A 21,003-nucleotide genomic window follows, 5' to 3' on the forward strand; every position below is an offset into this window, starting at 1 on the left:
CAACATCCACTCCGATGCCAACAGCCACAAGGGACCCACCCTCAACATCGGCATAATCCGGACATCGGAATAATGCAGACCCAACCACGCGTTGAAAACTCAGACCCGGTGGACCGTGGCCCAGCAACCGGGCGGCATCCTCACCTGGACGTCACCGACCGGGCGGGAGTTCATCACCGAACCCGCCACGATACTGCCGACCGTCCTCCCCACCGGGCCACCGAAAGCCGGCCCGCCACCAGTCGGACCACCGACAGCCGCAGCGTCGGACCTCCCCGACGACCCACCGTTCTGAGGCCGGGGATCTCGACAAGCTCGATCACCGGGGGGTCGGGTCGACGCCACCGGCTCGTCTAGCCTTCGAAGATGCACTCGCTCCTTCAGCTCGCCGCAGCAACAGCCATTCAGACGTCCTTGACCGAGTGGCTGCCGGCCGATCCCGCCCAGACACTGCTTCGCACCGAGTACGCCTCGTTTGTGCGTGCCGGCGGCGGCGGCGCACTTGACCGGGACGGCGGTGCGGAGCACCTGACCGCGAGCTGCTTCGTTTTCACGCCGGACCTGCGTCAAGTGTTGCTCTGCTTTCACCGGAAGGGCCAGTTCTGGGTTCAGCTGGGCGGCCATATCGAATCCGCAGACTTGTCCGTGGCCGCTGCCGCACTGCGCGAGGCTCGCGAGGAGGGCGGCATCGCCGAGCTGCGTTCCCTGGGCGACGCGCCGATCGACGTGCACCGGCACGCTCTGAGTTCCCGATTCGGGCACTGCACCACCCACTGGGACGTCGGCTTTGCGGCCATCGCCCCTGCGGAGGCGATTCCCGTGACCAGCTCGGAAAGCGAGGAGGTCGCCTGGTGGCCGACGGACGCCCTTCCAGACAACGTCCCGTCGGGCTTCGGTGACCGCCTGGCCGTTGTGCTCCGAGAGTTGGAGCACCGACGAAATGTCTAGACCCGGTTCTTGTCGTCGCGCCAGGCGAGCCAGTCGGTCAGCCGGTCGAGCTTGTAGTGCGGGCCCGACAGCCCCAGGGTGAACAGGCGAGCGCCGAGGTTGTAGAGCTGGTCCGCCTCTTCCACGCTCCGGCCGCGGAGCTCGGTCGAGATCTCGATCTCGGCCGGGTCCCGGCCGACCGTGTCGCACCAGCCGGCCAGAACACCGAGCTTGTGCTCGAGCACCTCCGGGCTCGAGAACGAATGCCAGATGTCGGCGTGCTGGGCGACGATGCGGAGCGTCTTCTTCTCGCCGCCGCCTCCGATGAGCACGGGGATCTTCCGGGTGGGCGGCGGGTTGAGCCTGGCCCACCGCGCCTCGATCCGCGGCAGGTTCTCGGCCAGCGAGTCCAGCCGCGTGCCGACGGTGCCGAAGTCGTAGCCGTACTCGTCGTAGTCGCGTTCGAACCAGCCCGAGCCGGTGCCGAAGATGAACCGGCCCCCGCTGATGTGGTCGATGGTGCGGGCCATGTCGGCCTGCAGGTCGGGATTGCGGTAGCTGTTGCAGTTGACCAGGGCGCCGAGTTCAATGGTGGAGGTCTGCTCGGCCCAGGCCGCCAGGATCGTCCAGGATTCGAAATGCAGGCCGTTCCGGTCACCCGACAACGGGAAGAAGTGGTCCCAGTTGAAGGCGACGTCGGTGCCCATGGCCTCGACCTGGGTGACCGCGTCCCGGATCGTGGCGTACTCGGCGTGCTGCGGCGCCAATTGCGCGCCGACGCGCACCGGGCGGGAGGCTCCGGAAGTCATGCGCTCATCCTAAACCGGCGTTCGCACCTCTGAGCGGGCCGGCTCGGCCGCTACCGTCCGAGCATCTTCTGGAGTGCTGCCATCTCGTCTTCGGTCGGGCCGCCGGCCTTGCCCGCGGCGGGCTTGCTGCCGCCCAGGCCGAAGCCTGTTCCACCGGCCGCGACGGCTCCGGCCGGCTTCTCGCCGGAGGCCAGCGCGGCGTTCTCCGCCGCCCGCTTGGCCGGGTTGCCCGACTTCGAGCCCTTCTTCTTGGGCTGCTGCTTGCCGCGGTTGCCGCCGAGTCCGGCGCCCGCCATCGGGCCCATGCCCGGGATGTTGGGCATGCCGCCCTTGGCGACCGTTTTCATCATCTTCGCTGCCTGCTCGAAGCGCTGCACGAGCTGGTTGACCTCGGTCACGGTGGAGCCGGCACCCCGGGCGATGCGCAGCCGCCGGGAGCCGTTGAGGAGTTTCGGGGTGGTGCGTTCGGCCTTGGTCATCGACTGGATGATGGCCTCGGTGCGCACGATCTCACGCTCGTCGAAGTTCTCGAGCTGTTGCTTCATGGCACCCGCGCCCGGCAGCATGCTCATCATCTTCTTGATCGAACCCATGTTGCGCAGCTGCTGCATCTGGCCGAGGAAGTCGTCGAGCGTGAACGTGTCGGTGGAGAACTTCTCCGCCATCTTGCGCGCTTCGTCCTCGTCGAAGGCCCCCTGGGCCTGTTCGATCAGGGTGAGGATGTCACCGAGGTCGAGGATGCGGCTGGCCATGCGGTCGGGGTGGAACGGCTCGAAGTCGTCCAGGCCTTCGCCCGTCGACGCGAACATGATCGGACGGCCGGTGATCGACGCCACCGACAGTGCGGCGCCACCGCGCGCGTCGCCGTCGAGCTTGGTCAGCACCACACCGGTGAAGTCGACGCCGTCCTGGAACGCCCTGGCAGTCGCGACGGCGTCCTGGCCGATCATCGCGTCGATCACGAAGAGGACCTCATCGGGTCCGATGGCCGCGCGAATATCCGAGGCCTGCTTCATCATGTCGGCGTCGACGCCGAGACGGCCGGCGGTGTCCACGATGACCACGTCGTGCATCTTCTGCTGGGCGAACTTGACGCCGTCGCGGGCCACCTGCACCGGGTTGCCGACACCGTTGCCCGGTTCGGGGGCGAAGACGGCAACGCCGGCCTGCTGCCCGACGACCTGGAGCTGGGTGACCGCGTTGGGGCGCTGGAGGTCGGCTGCGACGAGCACGGGGGTGTGACCGTCCTTGGCGAGCCACTTCGCCAGCTTGCCCGCGAGGGTCGTCTTTCCCGCGCCCTGGAGGCCGGCGAGCATGATGATGGTCGGCGGCTTCTTGGCGAATTCGAGCCGGCGCTGCTGGCCGCCGAGGATCTCGACGAGCTCCTCGTTGACGATCCGGACCACCTGCTGCGCCGGGTTCAGCGCCTTGCTGACCTCGTCGCCGAGGGCGCGCTCGCGCACCTTGCCGGTGAAGTCCTTGACGACGTCGAGGGCGACGTCGGCGTCGAGGAGGGCGCGACGGATCTCGCGGACGGTGCCGTCGACATCCGCCGCACTGAGCTTGCCCTTGGTGCGGAGATTCTTGAACGTCTCGGCCAGGCGATCTGAGAGGTTTCCAAAAGTAGCCATTGTGCTTCTACTTTAACCGGTCCGGAGGTCTATCGTGAGCGGGTGCGCCGTTGGCGCATTCTCAGGTCTGGAGCCGTCTTGTCCGTAGTCGTCATTGCAACACTCACCCCGAAGCCCGGCCGCAACCAGGAGATCCTCGACGCGCTGGCCGTTGTCGCCCCCAAGGCGCACGCCGAACCGGGCTGCGAGCTCTACGCGGCGCACACCGACGGCGACCGGGTCTTCATGGTCGAGCGCTGGTCCACGGCCGAAGACCTGGCCGCCCACGCCGCCGGTGCGGCCATCGCCGAACTGAACGCGCTCACCGGCGACGCCGTCGCCGGTCCGGCCGAGGTGCATGTGCTCGCCAACATGCCCTTCGGCGATCCGGCCAAGGGCACAATCCAGTAGAACTCCCGGCCCAGTAGAAGTCCCGGCCGGCCCCGGCGCCCGTTACTGCTCGACGGCGATGACCACGGGGTCTCCGTGCACGTCGATCGTCACCACGAGCAGGGCGTCGGTCTCGTCGGGACTGATCGAGTACTCGAGCACCGCGAAGTGCTCCTCGCTGCGGAAATGGTGCGGGTGGAAGCCCACCCGCTGCAGCTGGATCGAGCGGAGGAAGTCGATCTGTTTGTCGCCGGAGTCCCAGATGAGGGCATCTTCGAGGGCCTCCGGGTCCATCTCCTCGAGTTCGGTCGTGATGTAGGCGCTCGTCACTGAGCGCTCCGCACTGAGGTCGGCCACGAGCGACTCGCGGGCCTGGGAATCCAGTTCCTCGAGCGCGTTGACCATGGCCGCTGCGATGTCGAGGGCCTCGATCGACACGGAGTCCTCGTCGGGCGAGCTCAGGTCGATCTGCACGTCCTGGTCGCCCAGTTCGGCCGTGTCCGACCAGTACACCTCGCCCGCGTCGTCGCTGCCGAGGATTCCGAAGAAATCGTGTTCGATGGTCATGTACGTCCTATCCGACGAGTTGTTGCGCGAAGACGTGCGGCGTGAAACCGGTGAGGTCGTTGATCCCCTCACCCTGGCCGACGAGTTTGATGGGGATGCCGGTCTTCTCCTGCACGGCGAGCACGAACCCGCCCTTCGCGGAGCCGTCCAGCTTGGTGAGCACGAGGCCGGTCACCCCGGCGTGTTCGATGAACGCCTCGGCCTGGGCGAGCCCGTTCTGGCCCGTGGTCGCGTCGAGCACGAGGAGGACCTCGGCGATCGGGGTCTGCTTCTCGATCACCCGGCGGATCTTGGTGAGCTCATCCATCAGGCCGCCCTTGGTCTGCAACCGGCCGGCGGTGTCGATGAGCACGATCTCGATGCCCTCGTTCATGGCCTTCTGCACGGTCTGGAAGGCGACGGATGCCGGATCCTGGCCGTGCGCCTGCGGCCGCACGATGTCCGCCCCGGCCCGTTCGGCCCAGGTGGCGAGTTGCTCGACGGCGGCGGCCCGGAAGGTGTCCGCCGCCCCGATCAGCACACTGCGGTCGTAACCGCGGAGGAACTTCGCGAACTTGCCGATCGTCGTCGTCTTGCCGACGCCGTTGACGCCGACGACGAGCACGACCGCGGGTCGGGCGCTGAGGGTGAGGGTCGGGTTGTGCCGGGCGAGGCGTTCCTCGATGCCCTCGCGGAGCATCCGTTGCAGGTCCACCGGGTCCGTCGTGTGGTACTTCGCCACCTTCGCCCGAAGCTCGGCGACGATCGCGTCGGTCACGGCCGGCCCGAAGTCGGCCTGGATAAGCGCATCCTCGAGGTCGTCCCAGGTGTCGTCGTCGATCGTCTTCTTCGTGAACATGCCGCGCAGAGCGCCGGAGAGGGACCAGGAGGTGCGTTCTGCCATGCCTCTAGCCTATGGCTCGGGACCTTCGGACCTAGCCGAACGGGCGGTCCGGCACGACACTGCACTCATGTCGACGTACACCACGACGCCCGGCCGCAGGGGCTCGAGCCTCGCCCGGCGCACCGGCTACCCGATCAGCCGGCGGTGAAGGCCGACATCCGCGGTAACACAGCCGGTGCGACCCGGCAGAATGGTCGAGTGAGCACTCAGACTCCCCCAGCGCTCGTCGGGATCGCCCACGGCACCTCGTCGGCACACGGCCAGGCTGCGGTCGCCGGCCTGATGCGCGCCGTGGCCGCCGCCCGGCCCGACCTGACGGTCGTCTCCGGCTTCGTCGACGTGCAACAGCCCGATACCCCGGCGACCCTGGCCGCCCTCCCGGTGGGGCTTCCCGCCGTCATCGTGCCGCTGCTCCTGTCGGCGGGCTACCACGTGCACGTCGACCTGACCGAGGCCGTGCGGGCCGAGACCGGGCGCTCAGTGCTGCTCGCCGGCGCGCTCGGGCCCGACGACCGCATCATCGCGGTGCTCCGACAACGACTCGCGGAGGCCGGTCTCCGACCGGACGACGCGGTCGTGCTGGCCGTCGCCGGCTCGAGCGATGCGCGGGCCGTGGCTGCCTGCCGGGTCGTGGCCGAGCGCCTGGCGGATGCCGCCGGGCGCGAGGTGACCCTCGGCTTCCTCTCCGCCGCCACACCCCGGCTGGCCTGCGCGGTGACGAGGGTCAGGATCAACCGGCCGGGCCGGCGGGTCGTCGCCAGCAGCTACCTGCTCGCCCCCGGTTACTTCCAGGGGCTGGTCGAGAAGGCCGGCGCGGATGTCGTGACCCGCCCGCTCCTGGTGCCGGACGAGCCGGCCCCGGCGCCCCTCGTCGAGGTCGTCATCGACCGGTATTCCGCCGCGCGATAGCCGCCTCCGCGACGCCCGAGCGCGACATCCGTTCCCGGCGCACCATAGCCGACCCGGCCCGCCGAGCCCCACTGTGACGCCGCGCTACGGCGCGTGACAGGCCGTTACGCGCCGGGGAGACACCGACCCCCCGTTCTCGGTACGTTTTCTCCCACGCGGTCCGGCATCCGTTGTCGCCGTAGTCGCGTTCAAGGAGGAGGAACCATCGTGTCACCGAGTCAGACCGAGACGGCGCCGCCGGCCCGCCCGAAGCGCCAGGCGTCGCGTCCGAACGGACAGTGGAAGGTCGATGGCACCGCGCCCCTGAACGGCAACGAGGTCTGGAAGCAGGAAGACGGCGGCCTCAGCGTCCGCGAACGAGTCGAGAAGGTCTACTCGAAACAGGGCTTCGACTCGATCGAGGGCACCGACCTGCACGGCCGGATGCGCTGGTGGGGCCTCTACACCCAGCGCAAGCCGGGCATCGACGGCGGAAAGACCGCCACCCTCGAACCGCACGAGCTCGAGGACAAGTACTTCATGCTCCGGGTGCGCATCGACGGCGGCCAGCTCACCACCAGCCAACTGCGCGTCATCGGCGAGATCTCCACCGAATTCGGCCGCGACTCCGCCGACCTCACCGACCGGCAGAACATCCAGCTGCACTGGATCCGCATCGAGGACGTGCCGGAAATCTGGACCCGCCTCGAAGCGGTCGGGCTGCAGACGACGGAAGCCTGCGGCGACGTGCCCCGCGTCATCCTCGGCTCCCCCGTCGCCGGCATCGCCGCCGACGAACTCATCGACCCGAGCGGTCTCATCACCGACATCACCGCGCGCTACATCGGCGACGAGAGCCTCGCGAACCTGCCGCGCAAGTTCAAGACGGCCATCACGGGGAGCCCCAGCCAGGACGTCGTGCACGAGATCAACGACATCTCCTACGTCGCGGTCGACCACCCCGAGCACGGAGTCGGATTCGACCTGTGGGTCGGCGGCGGCCTCTCCACCGCCCCGCGCCTCGCCGAACGCCTTGGCGTCTTCATCGTCCCCGACCGCGTCGCCGAGGTCTGGCACGGCGTCGCGAGCCTCTTCCGCGACTACGGCTACCGGCGCCTGCGCAACAAGGCCCGTCTCAAGTTCCTGCTCGCCGATTGGGGCCCGGAGAAGTTCCGGCAGATCCTCGAGGACGAGTTCCTCGAGTCGCCGCTCCCCGACGGCCCCGCGGCACCGCCGCCCACCCGCGCCGGCGACCACGTCGGCGTGCACAAGCAGACCGACGGCCGCTACTACATCGGCGTCACCCCGTTCGTCGGCCGGGTCTCCGGCCCCACCCTGCTCAGCCTCGCCGCCCTGCTCGAGGCGAACGGATCGACCCGGCTGCGCACGACCCCGCACCAGAAGCTGGTCCTGCTCGACATCCCTGAGGAGAACGTCGAGGCGCTCATCGTCGCGCTCGACGAGATCGGCCTCGCCGCACGCCCCAGCCTGTTCCGGCGGTCGACGATCGCCTGCACCGGCATCGAGTACTGCAAGCTCGCGATCGTGGAGACCAAGCAGGCCGCCACCGACGCGGTGCTCGAACTGGAGAAACGCCTGGCCGGGATCGACGTGCCCCAGCCGATCAGCCTGCACGTCAACGGATGCCCGAACTCCTGCGCCCGCATCCAGACCGCCGACATCGGCCTCAAGGGGCAGCTCCTGCCGGACGCCGATGGCGGACAGGTCCCCGGGTTCCAGGTGCATCTCGGCGGCGGTCTGGCCTCGGTCGGACGGGACGAGGCGGGCCTCGGCCGCACCGTGCGCGGCCTGAAGGTCACCGCGGACGACCTGGCCGACTATGTCGAACGGATCGTGCTGCGGTTCATCGCCGACAAGAACGCCGACGAGACCTTCGCCCACTGGGCGCATCGCGCCGGCGAGGAGGCACTGCAATGAGCGTCGACAGCACCGGCATCTACAGCACCGGTATCCACAGCACCGGCCGGGCGGGCACGCTCCGCTCCGCGGACGAGTTGCGCGCCCTCGCCGAGAGCGGCGCCGCCGAACTGGGCGAGGCCGGCTTCGAGCAGGTCGTCTCCTGGGTCGCCGCGAACTTCGCGGTGGACGCCGTCGCGGTCGCCTGCTCGATGGCCGACGCGGTTCTCCCCCACGTCGTCTCCGCGCAACTGCCCGACGTCGACGTGCTCTTCCTTGACACCGGCTACCACTTCAGTGAGACCCACGAGACCCGGGCCGACGTGGCCCGGCTGCTGCCCGTGCGGGTCGTCGACGTGCTGCCCGAACACTCGGTGGCCGAACAGGACGGGCTGCACGGGGCGGAGCTCTTCAACCGCGACCCCAACCTGTGCTGCGCCATGCGCAAGGTCGAGCCGCTGCACCGCGCCTTGGGCGGCTACGAACTGTGGTTCACCGGCGTGCGCCGGGACGAGGCGCCCACCCGGGCGAACACGCCACTGGTCACCTGGGACGAGCGCAACGGCCTGGTCAAGGTGAACCCGCTCGCCGCGTGGAGCTTCGAGGACATCCTCGACTACGCGGCGGCGCACCAGGTCCCGGTCAATCCGTTGATGGCCCAGGGCTATCCCTCCATCGGCTGCGCGCCGTGCACGAAACCCGTCGCCCCGGGCGACGATCCCCGATCCGGACGCTGGGCCAGCCTGGCGAAGACAGAATGCGGACTCCACCTGTGAACGCCACCGACACCGCGTCGCCGATCCGCGCCACCGGCAGCCACCGCCTGTCCCAGCTCGACGTGCTGGAGAGCGAGGCCATCCATATCATCCGCGAGGTGGTGGCCGAGTTCGAACGCCCCGTGCTGTTGTTCTCCGGCGGCAAGGACTCCGTCGTGGTGCTCCACCTCGCTGCGAAGGCGTTCTGGCCGGGCCGGGTGCCCTTCCCTCTCCTGCACGTCGACACCGGGCACAACTTCCCCGAGGTCATCGCCTTCCGTGACGCGACCGTGGAGCGCCTCGGCCTGCGGCTCGAGGTCGCCAGGGTGCAGGACTACATCGACGACGGCCGGCTGCACGAGCGTGCCGATGGCACCAGGAACCCGCTGCAGACCCTGCCGCTGCTCGACGCGATCGCCGCCGGGCGGCACGACGCCGTCTTCGGCGGGGCCCGCCGCGACGAGGACAAGGCCCGGGCGAAGGAACGTATCCTCTCCCTCCGCGACGAATTCGGCCAGTGGGACCCGCGCAACCAGCGGCCCGAACTGTGGAACCTCTACAACGGCCGCCACACGGTCGGCCAGCACGTGCGGGCGTTCCCGATCAGCAACTGGACCGAGCTGAACGTCTGGCGTTACATCGAACGCGAGCAGATCGCGCTGCCCCCGCTCTACTACGCGCACGACCGCGAGGTGTACCGCCGCGACGGGATGTGGCGCTCGGTCGGCCCGGTCAGCATGCCCCGGGCGACCGAAACCGTCGAGAACCGCACGGTGCGCTACCGCACCGTCGGCGACATGAGCTGCACCGGCGCGGTCGAGTCGGATGCCGCATCCGTCGACGCCGTCGTGCGCGAGGTCGCCCTCAGCACGATCACCGAACGTGGCGCGACCCGCGCCGACGACCGGATCTCCGAAGCAGCAATGGAAGACCGAAAAAAGGACGGGTACTTCTAATGACCCAGGCACTCATCGACAGCCAGGCACCGAGCCCGGCACAGGCAGACCTCTCCGCGGCCGAAACCCTGGCCGGCGGCACCCTGTTCCGCTTCGCCACCGCCGGCTCGGTCGACGACGGCAAGTCGACCCTCGTCGGCCGGCTCCTGCACGACTCGAAGGCCGTGCTCGCCGACCAGCTCGACGCCGTCACCCGCACCTCCACCGAGCGCGGCTTCGGCGGCGCCGCGGGCGGCATCGACTTCGCCCTACTCACCGACGGCCTGCGCGCCGAGCGCGAACAGGGCATCACCATCGACGTCGCCTACCGCTACTTCGCCACCAACCGGCGCTCCTTCATCCTCGCCGACTGCCCCGGGCACGTGCAGTACACCCGCAACATGGTCACCGGGGCCACCACGGCCGACGCCGTCATCATGCTCATCGACGCCCGCAAGGGCGTGCTCGAACAGACCCGCCGCCACCTCTCCGTGGTGCGCCTGCTCCGGGTGCCGCACATCATCGTCGCCGTCAACAAGATCGACCTGCTCGGCTACGACGAGGCCGCGTACACCGAGATCGCGGATGCCGTGCGTACGGTCACCGGGGAACTCGGCCTCGGCGCGGTGCACGTCATCCCCGTCTCGGCCCTGGCCGGCGACAACGTCGTCGACGCCTCCCCGCGCACCCCCTGGTACACCGGGCCCAGCCTGCTCGAACTGCTCGAGACCCTGCCGGTCGTCGACGAGGTCGAGAGCGCCCTCGAGGCCTTCCGCCTGCCGGTGCAGCTCGTGCTGCGCCCCCAGGGCGCCGTCGCCGTCCCGGCAGCCGACGCGCCCGCCTTCCGCGACTACCGCGCCTACGCCGGGCAGGTCACCTCCGGCACCGTGCGGGTCGGCGACGCCGTCACCGTGCTGCCCGGCGGGGCCGGCACCGTCGTCACCGGGATCGACTTCGCCGGCACCGAACTCACCGAGGCCTTCGCACCGCAGTCGATCGCGCTCCGGCTCAGGGACGACCTCGACATCGCCCGCGGTGCGGTGATCGGCGCCGCCGGCACGCTCCCCGACCCCACGAAGGAGCTGACGGCGGCCCTGTTCTGGCTCGACCCCCGGCCGCTCACCCCCGGCGACCGCGCCCTCGTGAAATTCGGCGCCAACACGGTGCAGGCCATCGTCACCGCCGTCACCGGCCGGCTCAACCTGGACACGCTGGAGCAGGAGACCGCCGCGAGCCTCGACATCAACGACATCGGCCACGTCACCGTGCGGCTCGCCGCGGCGCTGCCGGTCGAGACCTTCGCCTCCAGTCGCCGTTCAGGCGCATTCCTCGTCATCCATCCGCAGGACGGCGCGACCCTCGCCGCCGGCATCGTCACGGCCGCCGGCATCGCCGTGGCCGCCGGGGTACCGGCATGACCCGGCGCACCGGTCTCGCCTCGCGCACCGGTCTGGCCCTGGCCGCGATCGCCCTCGTTCCCGTGCTGCTCGGCGGATGCTCGGCGCAGGGCAGCGCGGCGGCGCCGGCCGGACCGGCAGAGGAACTCCGCCTCGGCTACTTCGACAACGTCACGCACGCCCCCGCGCTCGTCGGGCTGGAGAAGGGACTCCTCGCCGACAGCCTCGGCGGAACGAAGCTCCGCACCCAGATCTTCAGCGCCGGGCCGGCCACCATCGAGGCCCTCAGCGCCGGAGCCATCGACGCCGCCTACATCGGCCCGAATCCCGCCGTGAACAGCTTCGTCAAGAGCGCCGGGCAGTCCGTCACGATCGTCGCCGGGGCCGCCAGCGGCGGCGCCGCCCTGGTCGTGCGCGCCGGCATCGACGGGCCCGCCGACCTGGCCGGCACCACCATCGCCACCCCCCAGCTCGGCAACACCCAGGACGTCGCCCTCCGCGCGTGGCTCGGCGAGCAGGGCTACGACACCGACACCGCGGGCGGCGGCCAGGTGCACATCGCGCCCACCGACAACGCCCAGACCCTGGCCCTGTTCCAGAGCGGCAAGATCGACGGGGCCTGGCTGCCCGAACCCTGGGTGTCCCGGCTCGTGCTCGACGCCGGCGCCAGCGTGCTCGTCGACGAGGCATCCCTCTGGCCCGACGGGGCCTTCCCCACCACGGTGCTGCTCGTGCGGAGCGAGTATCTGGCCGCGCACCCGGAGACCGTGCGGGCCCTCGTCGCCGGGCACACGGCATCCGTCGACTGGCTCACCGCGCACCCGGGCGACGCCGCCGCCGTGATCAACAAGAAGCTGACCGAAGACACCGGCAAGGGCCTCTCCGACGCCGTGATCACCCGGGCGCTCGCCCATGTGACCTTCACGACCGACCCGCTCGCGGCGACCTTCCCGGTGCTGCTGGGGGCCGGCGTCACGGTCGGCACCGCGAAGCCGGGCAAACTGGACGGTCTCTTCGACCTGACGGCCCTGAACGCCGTGCGCGCGAAGGCCGGCGTCGCGCCGGTCGGCGCCGCGGGACTCGGAACGGAGTAAGCCATGATCGACACCAGGACGGCACCGGTCACGGTCGATGCGGCCACCGGCACTGCCACCACGGTGGCCACCCAGCGGCAGGTCGCTGCCCCCGCCATTCGCGTCGACGGCCTCACCAAGCGATTCGGCACCGACGGCCCGGTCGTGCTCGACGACATCACCCTGTCGATCGAGCCCGGCGAGTTCGTCTGCCTGCTCGGCGCGTCCGGCTGCGGAAAGTCGACCCTCCTCAATATCATCGCGGGTCTCGAGCATCCGACCAGCGGCACCGTCACCGTCACCAGCGGCAGTGCCGCGGTGATGTTCCAGGAGTCGGCCCTGTTCCCCTGGCTGACCGCCGGCCGCAACGTCGAACTCGCCCTCAAACTCCGCGGAGTGCCCAGGGCCGAGCGCCCTGGCCAGGCGCTCGAACTGCTCGACCTCGTCAACCTCGCGGATGCCGCGCACAAGCGCCCGCACGAGCTCTCCGGCGGCATGCGCCAACGAGTCGCCCTCGCCCGCTCGCTCGCCCAGGACCGCAAGGTGCTCCTGATGGACGAACCGTTCGCCGCGCTCGACGCGATCACCCGGGACCTGCTGCACGAGGAACTCGAGCGGATCTGGCGGGAGACCGGCCGCACGATCGTCTTCGTCACCCACAACGTGCGCGAGGCCGCCCGGCTCGGCCAGCGGGTGCTGCTGATGTCGTCCCGTCCGGGGCGGATCGCCAACGAGTGGCGCCTGGCCGACACCGGGCCGCGCCGGATCGAATCCCCGGAGGTATCCCGCCTGTCGATCGAGATCACCGAGCAGCTGAGACAGGAGATCCGCCGCAATGCCCACTGACACACGCACTGACACGAGCACCGACCAGAGCACGGCCGTCCCGGCGCTCCCCGCGTCCGCCCGCGCCACCTCGAACGACGACTTCCGCACCCTCGAGGCGGGCCTTGACGCGCTGCAGACGGTTCCGCTCGCCGAGCGTGGCCCCTGGCGGCGCATCGTCGACGGCGTGCTGCCGCCGGTGCTGCTGCTCGCGGCGCTGGTCGTCGCCTGGCAGTTCTACGTCGTGATCGCGCAGCCGCGCCCCGACCTCGTGCCGGGGCCGTTCAACGTCGCGGCCTCGATCGGTGAACTCTGGTCGAACGGGCGCCTGCAGCAGGCGGTGCTCACGAGCCTCGCCCGCGGGGGCGCCGGCTTCCTGATCGCCGTCGCCATCGGCACCCCGCTCGGGCTGCTGCTCGCCGAGTGGCGGCTGCTCCGCCGCGCGCTCGGCCCGCTGCTCTCCGGGCTGCAGGTGCTGCCCTCGGTGGCCTGGGTGCCTGCCGCGATCATCTGGTTCGGGCTCACGGACGCGACCGTCTACTTCGTGGTGCTGATGGGCGCGGTCCCCTCGATCGCGAACGGACTTGTCGCCGGGATCGACCAGGTTCCGCCGCAGCTGCGCCGGGTGGGCACGGTGCTCGGTGCCTCCCGCCTCCAGCTCGCGACCCTGGTCATCCTGCCCGCCGCCCTGCCCGGGTACCTGGCCGGACTCAAGCAGGGCTGGGCGTTCTCCTGGCGCTCCCTGATGGCGGCGGAGATCATCGCGATGGGCGGGTCGATCGGCTTCGGACTCGGCTCGATGCTGCAGCAGAGCCGGGACCTGGCCGACCTGCCCGGGGTTCTCGCCACCATCCTCGTCATCCTGTTCGTCGGCATCCTGGTCGAACTGATCGCATTCGCCCCGGCGGAGCGCAGCCTCCTGCGCCGCCGCGGCCTGACCGCCGGAGGCCCCCGATGACGCACTCCGCGAACCCGGTCGCCGCTGGCCCTGTCGCCCCTCGCCCGGTGGCGCTCTACCCGCTCGGCCTCAGGCTCTCCGGCCGCACCGTGCTCGTCGTCGGCGGCGGTGCCGTCGCCGCCCGGCGCGCGTCGGGCCTCGTCGCCGTCGGCGCGCTCGTCACCGTCGTCGCCCCGGAGGCCTGTCCGGACCTCCGCGCCCTCCTGGCCACCGGCGTCGTCACCTGGCGGAACCGCGGCTATCGCACCGGCGACCTGGCCGGGGCCTGGCTCGCCCACACGGCGACCGGCGTGACCGAGGTCGACACCCAGGTTGCCGCCGATGCCGAGGCCGCGCGGATCTGGTGCGTGAACGCGGGCGATCACACGGCCTCCGACGCGTGGGTCCCCGCCGTCACCCGGCGGGACGACGTCACGGTCACGGTGTCGACCGGCGGCGACCCGCGCCGGGCCATGGCGCTGCGGGATGCGATCGCGACCTCCCTCGACGCCGGCGAGCTGCCGCTCCGCCACCACCGCCGCCCCGCGGGCGCCGGCGCCGTTCACCTGGTCGGCGGCGGCCCCGGCGACCCCGGCCTGATCACCGTGCTCGGCCGGAGACTCCTCGCCGAGGCCGACGTCGTGATCGCCGACCGTCTCGGCCCGCGCTCCCTCCTCGGCGAGCTCGACCCCGAGGTGCTCGTGATCGACGTCGGCAAGCTCCCCGGCCACCACCCGGTCCCCCAGGACGAGATCAACGCGCTGCTCGTCGAGCACGCCCGCGCCGGGCGCCGGGTCGTGCGTCTCAAGGGCGGTGATCCCTATGTTCTCGGCCGCGGCGGCGAGGAGGCCGCCTACTGCCGCAGCCACGGCGTCACCGTGGAGGTCGTGCCCGGCGTGACCAGCGCCATCTCCGTCCCGGCGGCGGCAGGCATCCCGGTCACCCACCGCGGTGTCGCGGCCGGCTTCACGGTCGTCACCGGGCACGAACAGCTCCGCGCGCTCCCCGGCGGACGGGACCACACCGTGATCCTGCTGATGGGCATCAGCGCCCTGTCCGGCTCCGCCGCGGTGCTCGCCACCGGCACCCGCGGCGAGGGCTGCCCCGTCGCCATCATCGAGGACGGTTACGGCCCCGGCCAGCGGGTCACCATCGGCACCCTCGCCACGATCGCCGCCCTGGCCGAGAGCCGCGGCGTGGCCTCCCCGGCCGTCGTCGTGGTCGGTGACGTCGTCACCCTGAGCCCGCACGCGCACACCCCCAGAAGACAACTCGTCACCACCGCACCCCGAAAGGCCCACTCATGACCCGGACCCCCACGGCGCCCCAGCCCCTTCGCGTCGCCATCATCGGCGCCGGCCCGGCCGGCATCTACGCCGGCAACATCCTCACCCGGGCCGTGCAGGACGCCGGCGGCGAGGTCGGAATCGACCTGTTCGACTCACTCCCCGCCCCCTACGGCCTGATCCGATACGGGGTGGCGCCCGACCACCCCCGGATCAAGGGCATCGTCAACTCGCTGCACGAGATGCTGGACGCCGGCACCATTAGGTTCATCGGCAACGTGGCCTACGGCACCGACCTCGACCTGGCCGACCTCCGCGCCCACTACCACGCCGTCATCTTCGCGACCGGGGCGATCCGGGATGCCGTGCTCGGCATTCCCGGCATCGACCTGCCCGGCTCCTACGGGGCCGCCGACTTCGTCTCCTGGTTCGACGGGCATCCGGATGCCCCGCGCGACTGGCCGCTCGACGCGACCGACATCGCCGTGATCGGCAACGGCAACGTCGCCCTCGATGTGGCGCGGATGCTGGCCAAGCACCCGGTCGACCTGCTCCCGACCGACATCCCCGCCACCGTGCACGCCGGGCTCGCCGGCTCGCCGGTGACCGATGTGCACGTGTTCGGCCGCCGCGGACCGGCCCAGGTGAAGTTCACCCCGATCGAACTGCGCGAACTCGGCGACATCCCGAACGTCGACGTGCTGGTCTATCAGGAAGACTTCCCGCGGGACGAGCACTCCGAGCAGCGGCTCGCCGCGTCGAACAACCAGGTCAAGGTGATGACCCGCACCCTGAACGGCTGGCTGAGCCGGGAACCGACCGGGGCTCCGCGCCGGCTTCACCTGCACTTCCTGCACAGCCCGGTCGAGGTCTACGGCGCCGGCCGGGTCGAGGGCATGCGCTTCGAACGCACCCAACCCACCGCGGACGGCGGCGTCCGCGGCACCGGGGAGATCATCGACTACCCGCTGCAGGCCGTCTACCGCGCGGTCGGCTACCGGGGCAGCGCCCTGGCGCAGGTGCCGTTCGACGAGGCCAGGGGCGTCATCCCCAATGACGGCGGTCGGGTGGTCGACGGTCAGGGAACCCCGCTGCCCGGCCTCTACGCGACCGGCTGGATCAAGCGCGGACCGGTGGGCCTGATCGGTCACACGAAGAGCGACGCACTCGAGACCGTGACGAAGCTGCTCGAGGACCATGACCTGACGGTGCAGCCCGGCCGGCCGGCGGAGGACGCGATCCTCGCCCTGCTCGACGAGCGGGGCATCCGTTTCACGACCTGGTCCGGCTGGCTCGCCCTCGACGCGCACGAGCGCTCGCTCGGCCAGGCCGACCTGTCCACGGTGACGCGCGAGCGCGTCAAGGTCGTGCCGCGCGACGAACAGGTCGGCATCGCCCGCTCCGAAAGCCTGGTGGTGTCGTGACCTACGTCATTGCGCTGCCGTGCGTGGACGTGAAGGACCGCGCCTGCGTGGACGAATGCCCCGTCGACTGCATCTACGAGGGCGACCGTTCGCTCTACATCCACCCTGATGAATGCGTCGACTGCGGCGCCTGCGAACCGGTCTGCCCGGTCGAGGCGATCTACTACGAAGACGACGTGCCCGAACAATGGGCCGAGTACTACACCGCCAACGTGGACTTCTTCGTCGACCTCGGTTCTCCCGGCGGCGCCGCGAAGACCGGCGTGCTCTCGTTCGACCACCCGATCATCGCGGCACTGCCGCCTCAGGGCGCGGCCGACGCCTAGCGACAGGGACCCGCACCGGCGCTAGGGTGTCGGCATGCCCGTGAAGGATTGGCCGGAGGATTCGATCGAGGCCGGGATCACCCAGTGCGTCGCGGCCTGTGACGCGCTGGTGAAGGTCAGCGAAGACTGCGCGGATGCCTGCCTCGCCATCGAGGGCGACGGCGAGGTCACCGCCTGCTTCCTGGCCGACCTCGACTGCGTTGAAATCTGCATCACCACGACCCGGGTATTGTCCTGGCACACCCGCAACAACGGTCCGACCGCGATCTCGATCCTGGAGACCTGCCGGGAAGCGAGCCAGGTCTCAGCGGCGGCCTGCGAGCGGATGAAGGCCATTCACCCCTCGTGGCAGACCTGTTCCATGGCCTGCCGCCGGGTCGGAGACTCCTGCACCCGGTTGCTCGCCGTTCTAAGGCACAGCGCGGGGTGACGGCCTCAGGACGCCCGGGCCTCGTCCTTCGCGAGCCGCTGCCCGACAACGGCCGAGACCCCGTCCTGCCGCATCGACACGCCGTAGAGGGCGTCCGCGATCTCCATCGTGCGCTTCTGATGGGTGATGATGATCAGCTGGCTCGCGGCCTTCAGGTCCTCGAAGATCGTGAGCAGCCGGCCGAGGTTCGCGTCGTCGAGGGCCGCTTCGACCTCGTCCATGATGTAGAACGGGCTCGGCCTCGCCTTGAAGATCGCGATCAGCAGGGCGACCGCCGCCAACGAGCGTTCCCCGCCGGAGAGCAGTGAGAGCCGCTCGATCTTCTTGCCGGCCGGTTTGACCGAGACCTCGATCCCGGTCGTGAGTAGGGAGTCAGGGTCGGTGAGGCGGATGCTGCCGCTGCCGCCGGGGAACAGCACCGGGAAGACCTCGGCGAACGCCGCCTGGGTGTCGTCGAAGGCGCTGCCGAAGATGACCCCCATCTTCTCGTCGATCTCCGCGATGATCGTGAGCAGGTCGGTGCGGGTGTTGGTGAGGTCGGTCAACTGTTCGGTGAGGAACTTGTGCCGTTGCTCGAGGGCCGCGAATTCTTCGAGGGCGAGCGGGTTGATCCGGCCGAGTTGCGCGAACCGGCGTTCCGCGGCGGCGAGGCGCTGCTGTTGCGTGGCCCGGTCGTAGGGCAGCCCCGATGCCCCGGCGTCGCTCTCGGACGGGATCGGCTGGTCGGGCCCGTATTCGGCGACGAGCACGGCCTCGACCAGGCCCAGTTCGCTGCCCGCCCGTTCGAGCAGCCCGGACAGGTGGAGCTTCTTCTCGTAGATCTCCAGTTCGAGGCCGTGCACGTTCTCGGTGACAGCCTGGAGCCGGTCGCGCAAGGCAGCGTCCTCCCGCCGCAGGGCCGAAAGCTCCTCGTTCTGGCTGGTCCGCTCCGCCTCGGCCTGGGCCAGGCGAAGGCGGGCCTCGCCGACCGCTCCGTCGACGGAGGCGAGCACCCGGGGCAGCGCCTGGGCGACCTCCAGGGCTGCCGCCACCTGGCGGCGCCGGATCACCGCGCGCCTGGCTGCCTCCTCGGCTGCCGCCCGCTCGGCCTCCAGCCGCCTGGTGAGGCCGGCGCTCCGGGCCTGTCCCGCCCGCACGCGTTCCCTGGCGGTCTCCACCTGAAGGCGTGACTCGATCTCGGTCTCCCGGGCGGCCTCCACCTCGGCGTGGACGGCGTCCCGCGCGCTCACGTCCAGGACCGGGCGAGGTCGCGCCCGCAGCGCCTCCAACTCGGCGGAGGTGCGAGAGGACTCGGCCTCCGCGCCGGCGACGGCAACGCCTGCCACGTGCAGGGCAGTGGAAAGCCGGTCGAATTCGGCGGTGGCGGCCTGGACCTGCACGGTGGCCCGGCCGGACTTCTCGGCGCGGGCGGTGACGCGGGACTCGGCTTCCCGCTGCGCGGCACGCGCTGCGACGAGCTGCTCCTTGCCGTGGCGGAGCAGTCCGCGCTGTTCTGCAAGGTCCGCTCCCACCCGCTCGACCAGGGAGCGGACCTCGCCGAGCCGGTCGGCCGCCGCGTCCCGGTCGGCGACCAGTTCGAGCCTGCTCCGCCGGGCGCCGGACCCTCCGCGCAGCACGTGTTCGCTCAGCACGTCGCCGGCCAGGGTGATGAACGTCAGCGGCGCCGTGCCGCCGGCGACCAGCAGGTCCTCGGCGGCCCGGGCGCACGCCAGGTCGTCGGCGACGACGATGTGCTCGAGCAGTGCGAGGACCCCGGCCGGGGCCTCGACGACCGAACGGGCCCAGACCAGGCCAGGCCGGTTCGACAGGTCCGGCAGGTTCGACAGGCCAGGCAGGATGGACACGCCGGTCCCCGCGGCCGTTCCCGGGTTCCCGCTGCCGGCGACGATGAGCTCGACCCGGCCGAGGTCATCGGCGCGCGCCGTGCCGATGGCGTCGAAGGCGGCGTCCCGCGTCTCCGCCAGCACGGCGTCGGCCAGCGAACCGAGAGCGGCGGCGATCGCGGCCTCGAAGCCCGGATGCACGTGGACGTGGTCGGCGACGAGGCCGCGGATGCCGGCCTGCGCCTGGGCGACGAGCGCGGACGAGCCGTCTTTCTGGTCCAGGGCGAGCGAGAGGGCACCCGTGCGGGCCGCGAGCGCGTCCCGTTCACGCTCGAGCGTGTGCAGTTCCTCGCGCAGGCGCTCCACCTCGGCCTCGGCCTCGGTCACGACGGTCCGGGAGCGTTCGCACGCGTCGGCGAGGTCGCTTTCGTCGGCGCCCTCCGCCCAGGCGTCGGCGTGGAGCGCGTCGAGCACGGCCTGGGCCGCATCCGCTCGCTGCCTGGCCGCGTCGAAGGCGTTCTGCTGGCGGAGCACCTCTCCCCTGACCGAGGCGAGCCGGGACGCCGCGGTCTCGGCCTGCCCCTTCAGGGCGGCGATCTCGAGGTCGTGGCGGGAGACCAGCGCCGCCTTCGCGGCGATCTCCAGGTCGAGCGCGTCGAGCCGTCCACGCGCGGCGGCGGCTGCCTCGCGAGCGTTCGCGTGCCGGGTCTCGGCCAGGCCGATCCGTTCCCGCAATGCGTCGACCTCGGCGGCGGCATCCCTGAGCATGGCCGGGGTCACGCTCGGCCCGGTGTCGACGGACTCGGCCTGGTCGGCGAGCAGGGCCAGGCGCTGGTTGGCCAGCGTGTACAAGCCGCGGAGGCGTTCCTGCACGGACTCGAGGCCGTAACTGGTGCGCCGGGCCAGGTCGACGGCGTCGCCGACCTGGGCCTCCTCGAGCCGGCGCAGGCGCAGGCGCTTCTGGTCAAGCTGCTCCTGCAGCACGATGCGTTCGGAGTGGCGTTCGCTTTCGGTGCGCCCGTGCGCGTCGAGGGCCGTGCGCAGCGTGACGACGTCGTCGGCGAGGAGGCGCGCCCGCGCGTCACGCACGACCGCTGCGATGCCCTGAGCTTCGCGCGCGACCTCGGCCTGGCGACCGAGGGGTTTGAGCTGGCGCCGGATCTCCCCTGCGAGGTCGCTGAGCCGGGTCAGGTTGGCCTGCATCGCGTCGAGCTTGCGGAGGGTCTTCTCCTTGCGGCGGCGGTGCTTGAGGATTCCGGCCGCCTCCTCGATGAAGCCGCGCCGTTCCTCGGGGCTGGCCCGGAGCACGGCGTCGAGCTGCCCCTGACCGACGATGACGTGCATCTCCCGGCCGAGGCCGGAATCGCTGAGCAGTTCCTGCACGTCGAGCAGGCGGCAGGTCTGCCCGTTGATCGCGTATTCGCTGGCCCCGTTGCGGAACAGGGTGCGGGAGATCGTGACCTCCGAGTAGTCGATCGGGAGGGCGCCGTCGGTGTTGTCGATCGTCAGCGTCACCTGGGCCCGGCCGAGCGGACCCTTGGTCGACGTGCCGGCGAAGATGACGTCCTCCATCTTGCCGCCGCGGAGGGTCTTGACCCCCTGCTCCCCCATCACCCAGGCGAGCGCGTCGACCACATTCGACTTGCCGGAGCCGTTGGGGCCGACCACGCAGGTGACTCCGGGCTCGAAGGCGAAGGTCGTGGACTGAGCGAACGACTTGAACCCCTTGAGGGTGAGGCTCTTCAAATACAACGCTGCGCCCTTTCCTGTCGTCGGTGCCAGGTCCCTGCGGGCCTGCCGC

At 70.8% G+C, this 21,003-nt stretch carries 19 protein-coding genes; 14 read left to right on the forward strand and 5 right to left on the reverse strand.

Features of this window, described 5'->3' with window-relative positions; all coding sequences use genetic code 11:
• Positions 1-366 precede the first annotated feature (366 nt).
• A complete protein-coding gene (locus E3O32_RS07050) occupies positions 367-948 on the forward strand; it encodes an NUDIX domain-containing protein (protein ID WP_134508035.1) in 582 nt (193 codons plus the stop codon).
• On the opposite strand, the gene E3O32_RS07055 is transcribed toward E3O32_RS07050, so the two are convergent.
• Both E3O32_RS07055 and ffh read right to left on the reverse strand, forming a co-directional pair.
• A complete protein-coding gene (locus E3O32_RS07055; RefSeq protein WP_134508037.1) occupies positions 945-1,736 on the reverse strand; it encodes an LLM class F420-dependent oxidoreductase in 792 nt (263 codons plus the stop codon). The two genes, E3O32_RS07050 and E3O32_RS07055, sit on opposite strands and share 4 nt — an antisense overlap.
• A gap of 50 nt (positions 1,737-1,786) precedes the next feature.
• Positions 1,787-3,367, reverse strand: coding sequence for a signal recognition particle protein (gene ffh / locus E3O32_RS07060; protein ID WP_134508039.1), 1,581 nt, complete (start codon positions 3,365-3,367; stop codon positions 1,787-1,789).
• Between the two features lie 78 nt (positions 3,368-3,445).
• On the opposite strand from ffh, the gene E3O32_RS07065 reads away from it, so the two are divergent.
• The gene (locus E3O32_RS07065; protein WP_134508041.1) at positions 3,446-3,757 is read left to right on the forward strand and encodes a putative quinol monooxygenase; all 312 of its coding nucleotides are present in this window, start codon (positions 3,446-3,448) and stop codon (positions 3,755-3,757) included.
• A gap of 42 nt (positions 3,758-3,799) precedes the next feature.
• Here the strand turns inward: E3O32_RS07065 and E3O32_RS07070 are convergent, their stop codons facing one another.
• Both E3O32_RS07070 and ftsY read right to left on the reverse strand, forming a co-directional pair.
• Entirely contained in the window at positions 3,800-4,303 is a 504-nt protein-coding gene (locus tag E3O32_RS07070; protein ID WP_134508043.1) for a DUF2004 domain-containing protein, read from the reverse strand.
• Between the two features lie 7 nt (positions 4,304-4,310).
• Positions 4,311-5,186, reverse strand: a complete 876-nt coding sequence (ftsY, locus tag E3O32_RS07075) for a signal recognition particle-docking protein FtsY (RefSeq protein ID WP_134508045.1) — start codon at positions 5,184-5,186, stop codon at positions 4,311-4,313.
• Positions 5,187-5,384: 198 nt separating this feature from the next.
• Between ftsY and E3O32_RS07080 the strand changes: the two genes are divergently transcribed.
• The 12 genes from E3O32_RS07080 to E3O32_RS07135 all read left to right on the forward strand — a co-directional run bounded on the left by E3O32_RS07080 (position 5,385) and on the right by E3O32_RS07135 (position 17,379).
• Entirely contained in the window at positions 5,385-6,095 is a 711-nt protein-coding gene (locus E3O32_RS07080; RefSeq protein WP_134508047.1) for a sirohydrochlorin chelatase, read from the forward strand.
• A gap of 207 nt (positions 6,096-6,302) precedes the next feature.
• Positions 6,303-8,012 (forward strand): nitrite/sulfite reductase, encoded by a 1,710-nt coding sequence (locus E3O32_RS07085; RefSeq protein ID WP_420898098.1) that lies wholly within the window; start codon positions 6,303-6,305, stop codon positions 8,010-8,012.
• Complete coding sequence (locus E3O32_RS07090; protein ID WP_134508049.1) at positions 8,009-8,767, forward strand: phosphoadenylyl-sulfate reductase; 759 nt, start codon at positions 8,009-8,011, stop codon at positions 8,765-8,767. Before E3O32_RS07085 ends, E3O32_RS07090 begins: the two co-directional genes overlap by 4 nt.
• Positions 8,749-9,702 carry a sulfate adenylyltransferase subunit CysD gene (gene cysD / locus E3O32_RS07095; protein ID WP_134508051.1) on the forward strand — a complete coding sequence of 318 codons (954 nt, stop codon included), beginning with the start codon at positions 8,749-8,751 and terminating at the stop codon, positions 9,700-9,702. Before E3O32_RS07090 ends, cysD begins: the two co-directional genes overlap by 19 nt.
• The gene (locus tag E3O32_RS07100; protein ID WP_134508053.1) at positions 9,702-11,099 is read left to right on the forward strand and encodes a sulfate adenylyltransferase subunit 1; all 1,398 of its coding nucleotides are present in this window, start codon (positions 9,702-9,704) and stop codon (positions 11,097-11,099) included. The genes cysD and E3O32_RS07100 overlap by 1 nt, the downstream gene beginning before the upstream one ends.
• Entirely contained in the window at positions 11,096-12,172 is a 1,077-nt protein-coding gene (locus E3O32_RS07105; protein ID WP_134508055.1) for an ABC transporter substrate-binding protein, read from the forward strand. Before E3O32_RS07100 ends, E3O32_RS07105 begins: the two co-directional genes overlap by 4 nt.
• Positions 12,173-12,175: 3 nt before the next feature.
• The gene (locus tag E3O32_RS07110; RefSeq protein WP_134508057.1) at positions 12,176-12,997 is read left to right on the forward strand and encodes an ABC transporter ATP-binding protein; all 822 of its coding nucleotides are present in this window, start codon (positions 12,176-12,178) and stop codon (positions 12,995-12,997) included.
• Positions 12,987-13,934 carry an ABC transporter permease gene (locus E3O32_RS07115; protein ID WP_134508059.1) on the forward strand — a complete coding sequence of 316 codons (948 nt, stop codon included), beginning with the start codon at positions 12,987-12,989 and terminating at the stop codon, positions 13,932-13,934. The genes E3O32_RS07110 and E3O32_RS07115 overlap by 11 nt, the downstream gene beginning before the upstream one ends.
• Positions 13,931-15,220 carry a uroporphyrinogen-III C-methyltransferase gene (gene cobA / locus E3O32_RS07120; protein WP_134508061.1) on the forward strand — a complete coding sequence of 430 codons (1,290 nt, stop codon included), beginning with the start codon at positions 13,931-13,933 and terminating at the stop codon, positions 15,218-15,220. The genes E3O32_RS07115 and cobA overlap by 4 nt, the downstream gene beginning before the upstream one ends.
• Complete coding sequence (locus tag E3O32_RS07125; protein ID WP_134508063.1) at positions 15,217-16,623, forward strand: FAD-dependent oxidoreductase; 1,407 nt, start codon at positions 15,217-15,219, stop codon at positions 16,621-16,623. The genes cobA and E3O32_RS07125 overlap by 4 nt, the downstream gene beginning before the upstream one ends.
• Entirely contained in the window at positions 16,620-16,949 is a 330-nt protein-coding gene (fdxA, locus tag E3O32_RS07130; RefSeq protein ID WP_134508065.1) for a ferredoxin, read from the forward strand. The genes E3O32_RS07125 and fdxA overlap by 4 nt, the downstream gene beginning before the upstream one ends.
• A gap of 34 nt (positions 16,950-16,983) precedes the next feature.
• Positions 16,984-17,379, forward strand: a complete 396-nt coding sequence (locus E3O32_RS07135; protein ID WP_134508067.1) for a four-helix bundle copper-binding protein — start codon at positions 16,984-16,986, stop codon at positions 17,377-17,379.
• Between the two features lie 5 nt (positions 17,380-17,384).
• On the opposite strand, the gene smc is transcribed toward E3O32_RS07135, so the two are convergent.
• A complete protein-coding gene (gene smc, locus E3O32_RS07140) occupies positions 17,385-20,954 on the reverse strand; it encodes a chromosome segregation protein SMC (protein ID WP_134508068.1) in 3,570 nt (1,189 codons plus the stop codon).
• Positions 20,955-21,003: the final 49 nt, after the last annotated feature.

The organism is Cryobacterium mannosilyticum, from assembly GCF_004402705.1.
GTDB classification, from domain to species: Bacteria; Actinomycetota; Actinomycetes; order Actinomycetales; family Microbacteriaceae; genus Cryobacterium; species Cryobacterium mannosilyticum.

Bases quoted from the DNA above. Each gene is read 5' to 3' on its own strand.
- cobA (WP_134508061.1), top strand. From the start codon at position 13,931: ATGACGCACTCCGCGAACCCGGTCGCCGCTGGCCCTGTCGCCCCTCGC.
- E3O32_RS07070 (WP_134508043.1), bottom strand. From the start codon at position 4,303: ATGACCATCGAACACGATTTCTTCGGAATCCTCGGCAGCGACGACGCG.
- E3O32_RS07105 (WP_134508055.1), top strand. From the start codon at position 11,096: ATGACCCGGCGCACCGGTCTCGCCTCGCGCACCGGTCTGGCCCTGGCC.
- E3O32_RS07100 (WP_134508053.1), top strand. From the start codon at position 9,702: ATGACCCAGGCACTCATCGACAGCCAGGCACCGAGCCCGGCACAGGCA.
- E3O32_RS07055 (WP_134508037.1), bottom strand. From the start codon at position 1,736: ATGACTTCCGGAGCCTCCCGCCCGGTGCGCGTCGGCGCGCAATTGGCG.
- E3O32_RS07115 (WP_134508059.1), top strand. From the start codon at position 12,987: ATGCCCACTGACACACGCACTGACACGAGCACCGACCAGAGCACGGCC.
- E3O32_RS07110 (WP_134508057.1), top strand. From the start codon at position 12,176: ATGATCGACACCAGGACGGCACCGGTCACGGTCGATGCGGCCACCGGC.
- ffh (WP_134508039.1), bottom strand. From the start codon at position 3,367: ATGGCTACTTTTGGAAACCTCTCAGATCGCCTGGCCGAGACGTTCAAG.
- E3O32_RS07050 (WP_134508035.1), top strand. From the start codon at position 367: ATGCACTCGCTCCTTCAGCTCGCCGCAGCAACAGCCATTCAGACGTCC.
- E3O32_RS07125 (WP_134508063.1), top strand. From the start codon at position 15,217: ATGACCCGGACCCCCACGGCGCCCCAGCCCCTTCGCGTCGCCATCATC.
- cysD (WP_134508051.1), top strand. From the start codon at position 8,749: ATGCGGACTCCACCTGTGAACGCCACCGACACCGCGTCGCCGATCCGC.
- E3O32_RS07090 (WP_134508049.1), top strand. From the start codon at position 8,009: ATGAGCGTCGACAGCACCGGCATCTACAGCACCGGTATCCACAGCACC.
- E3O32_RS07135 (WP_134508067.1), top strand. From the start codon at position 16,984: ATGCCCGTGAAGGATTGGCCGGAGGATTCGATCGAGGCCGGGATCACC.
- ftsY (WP_134508045.1), bottom strand. From the start codon at position 5,186: ATGGCAGAACGCACCTCCTGGTCCCTCTCCGGCGCTCTGCGCGGCATG.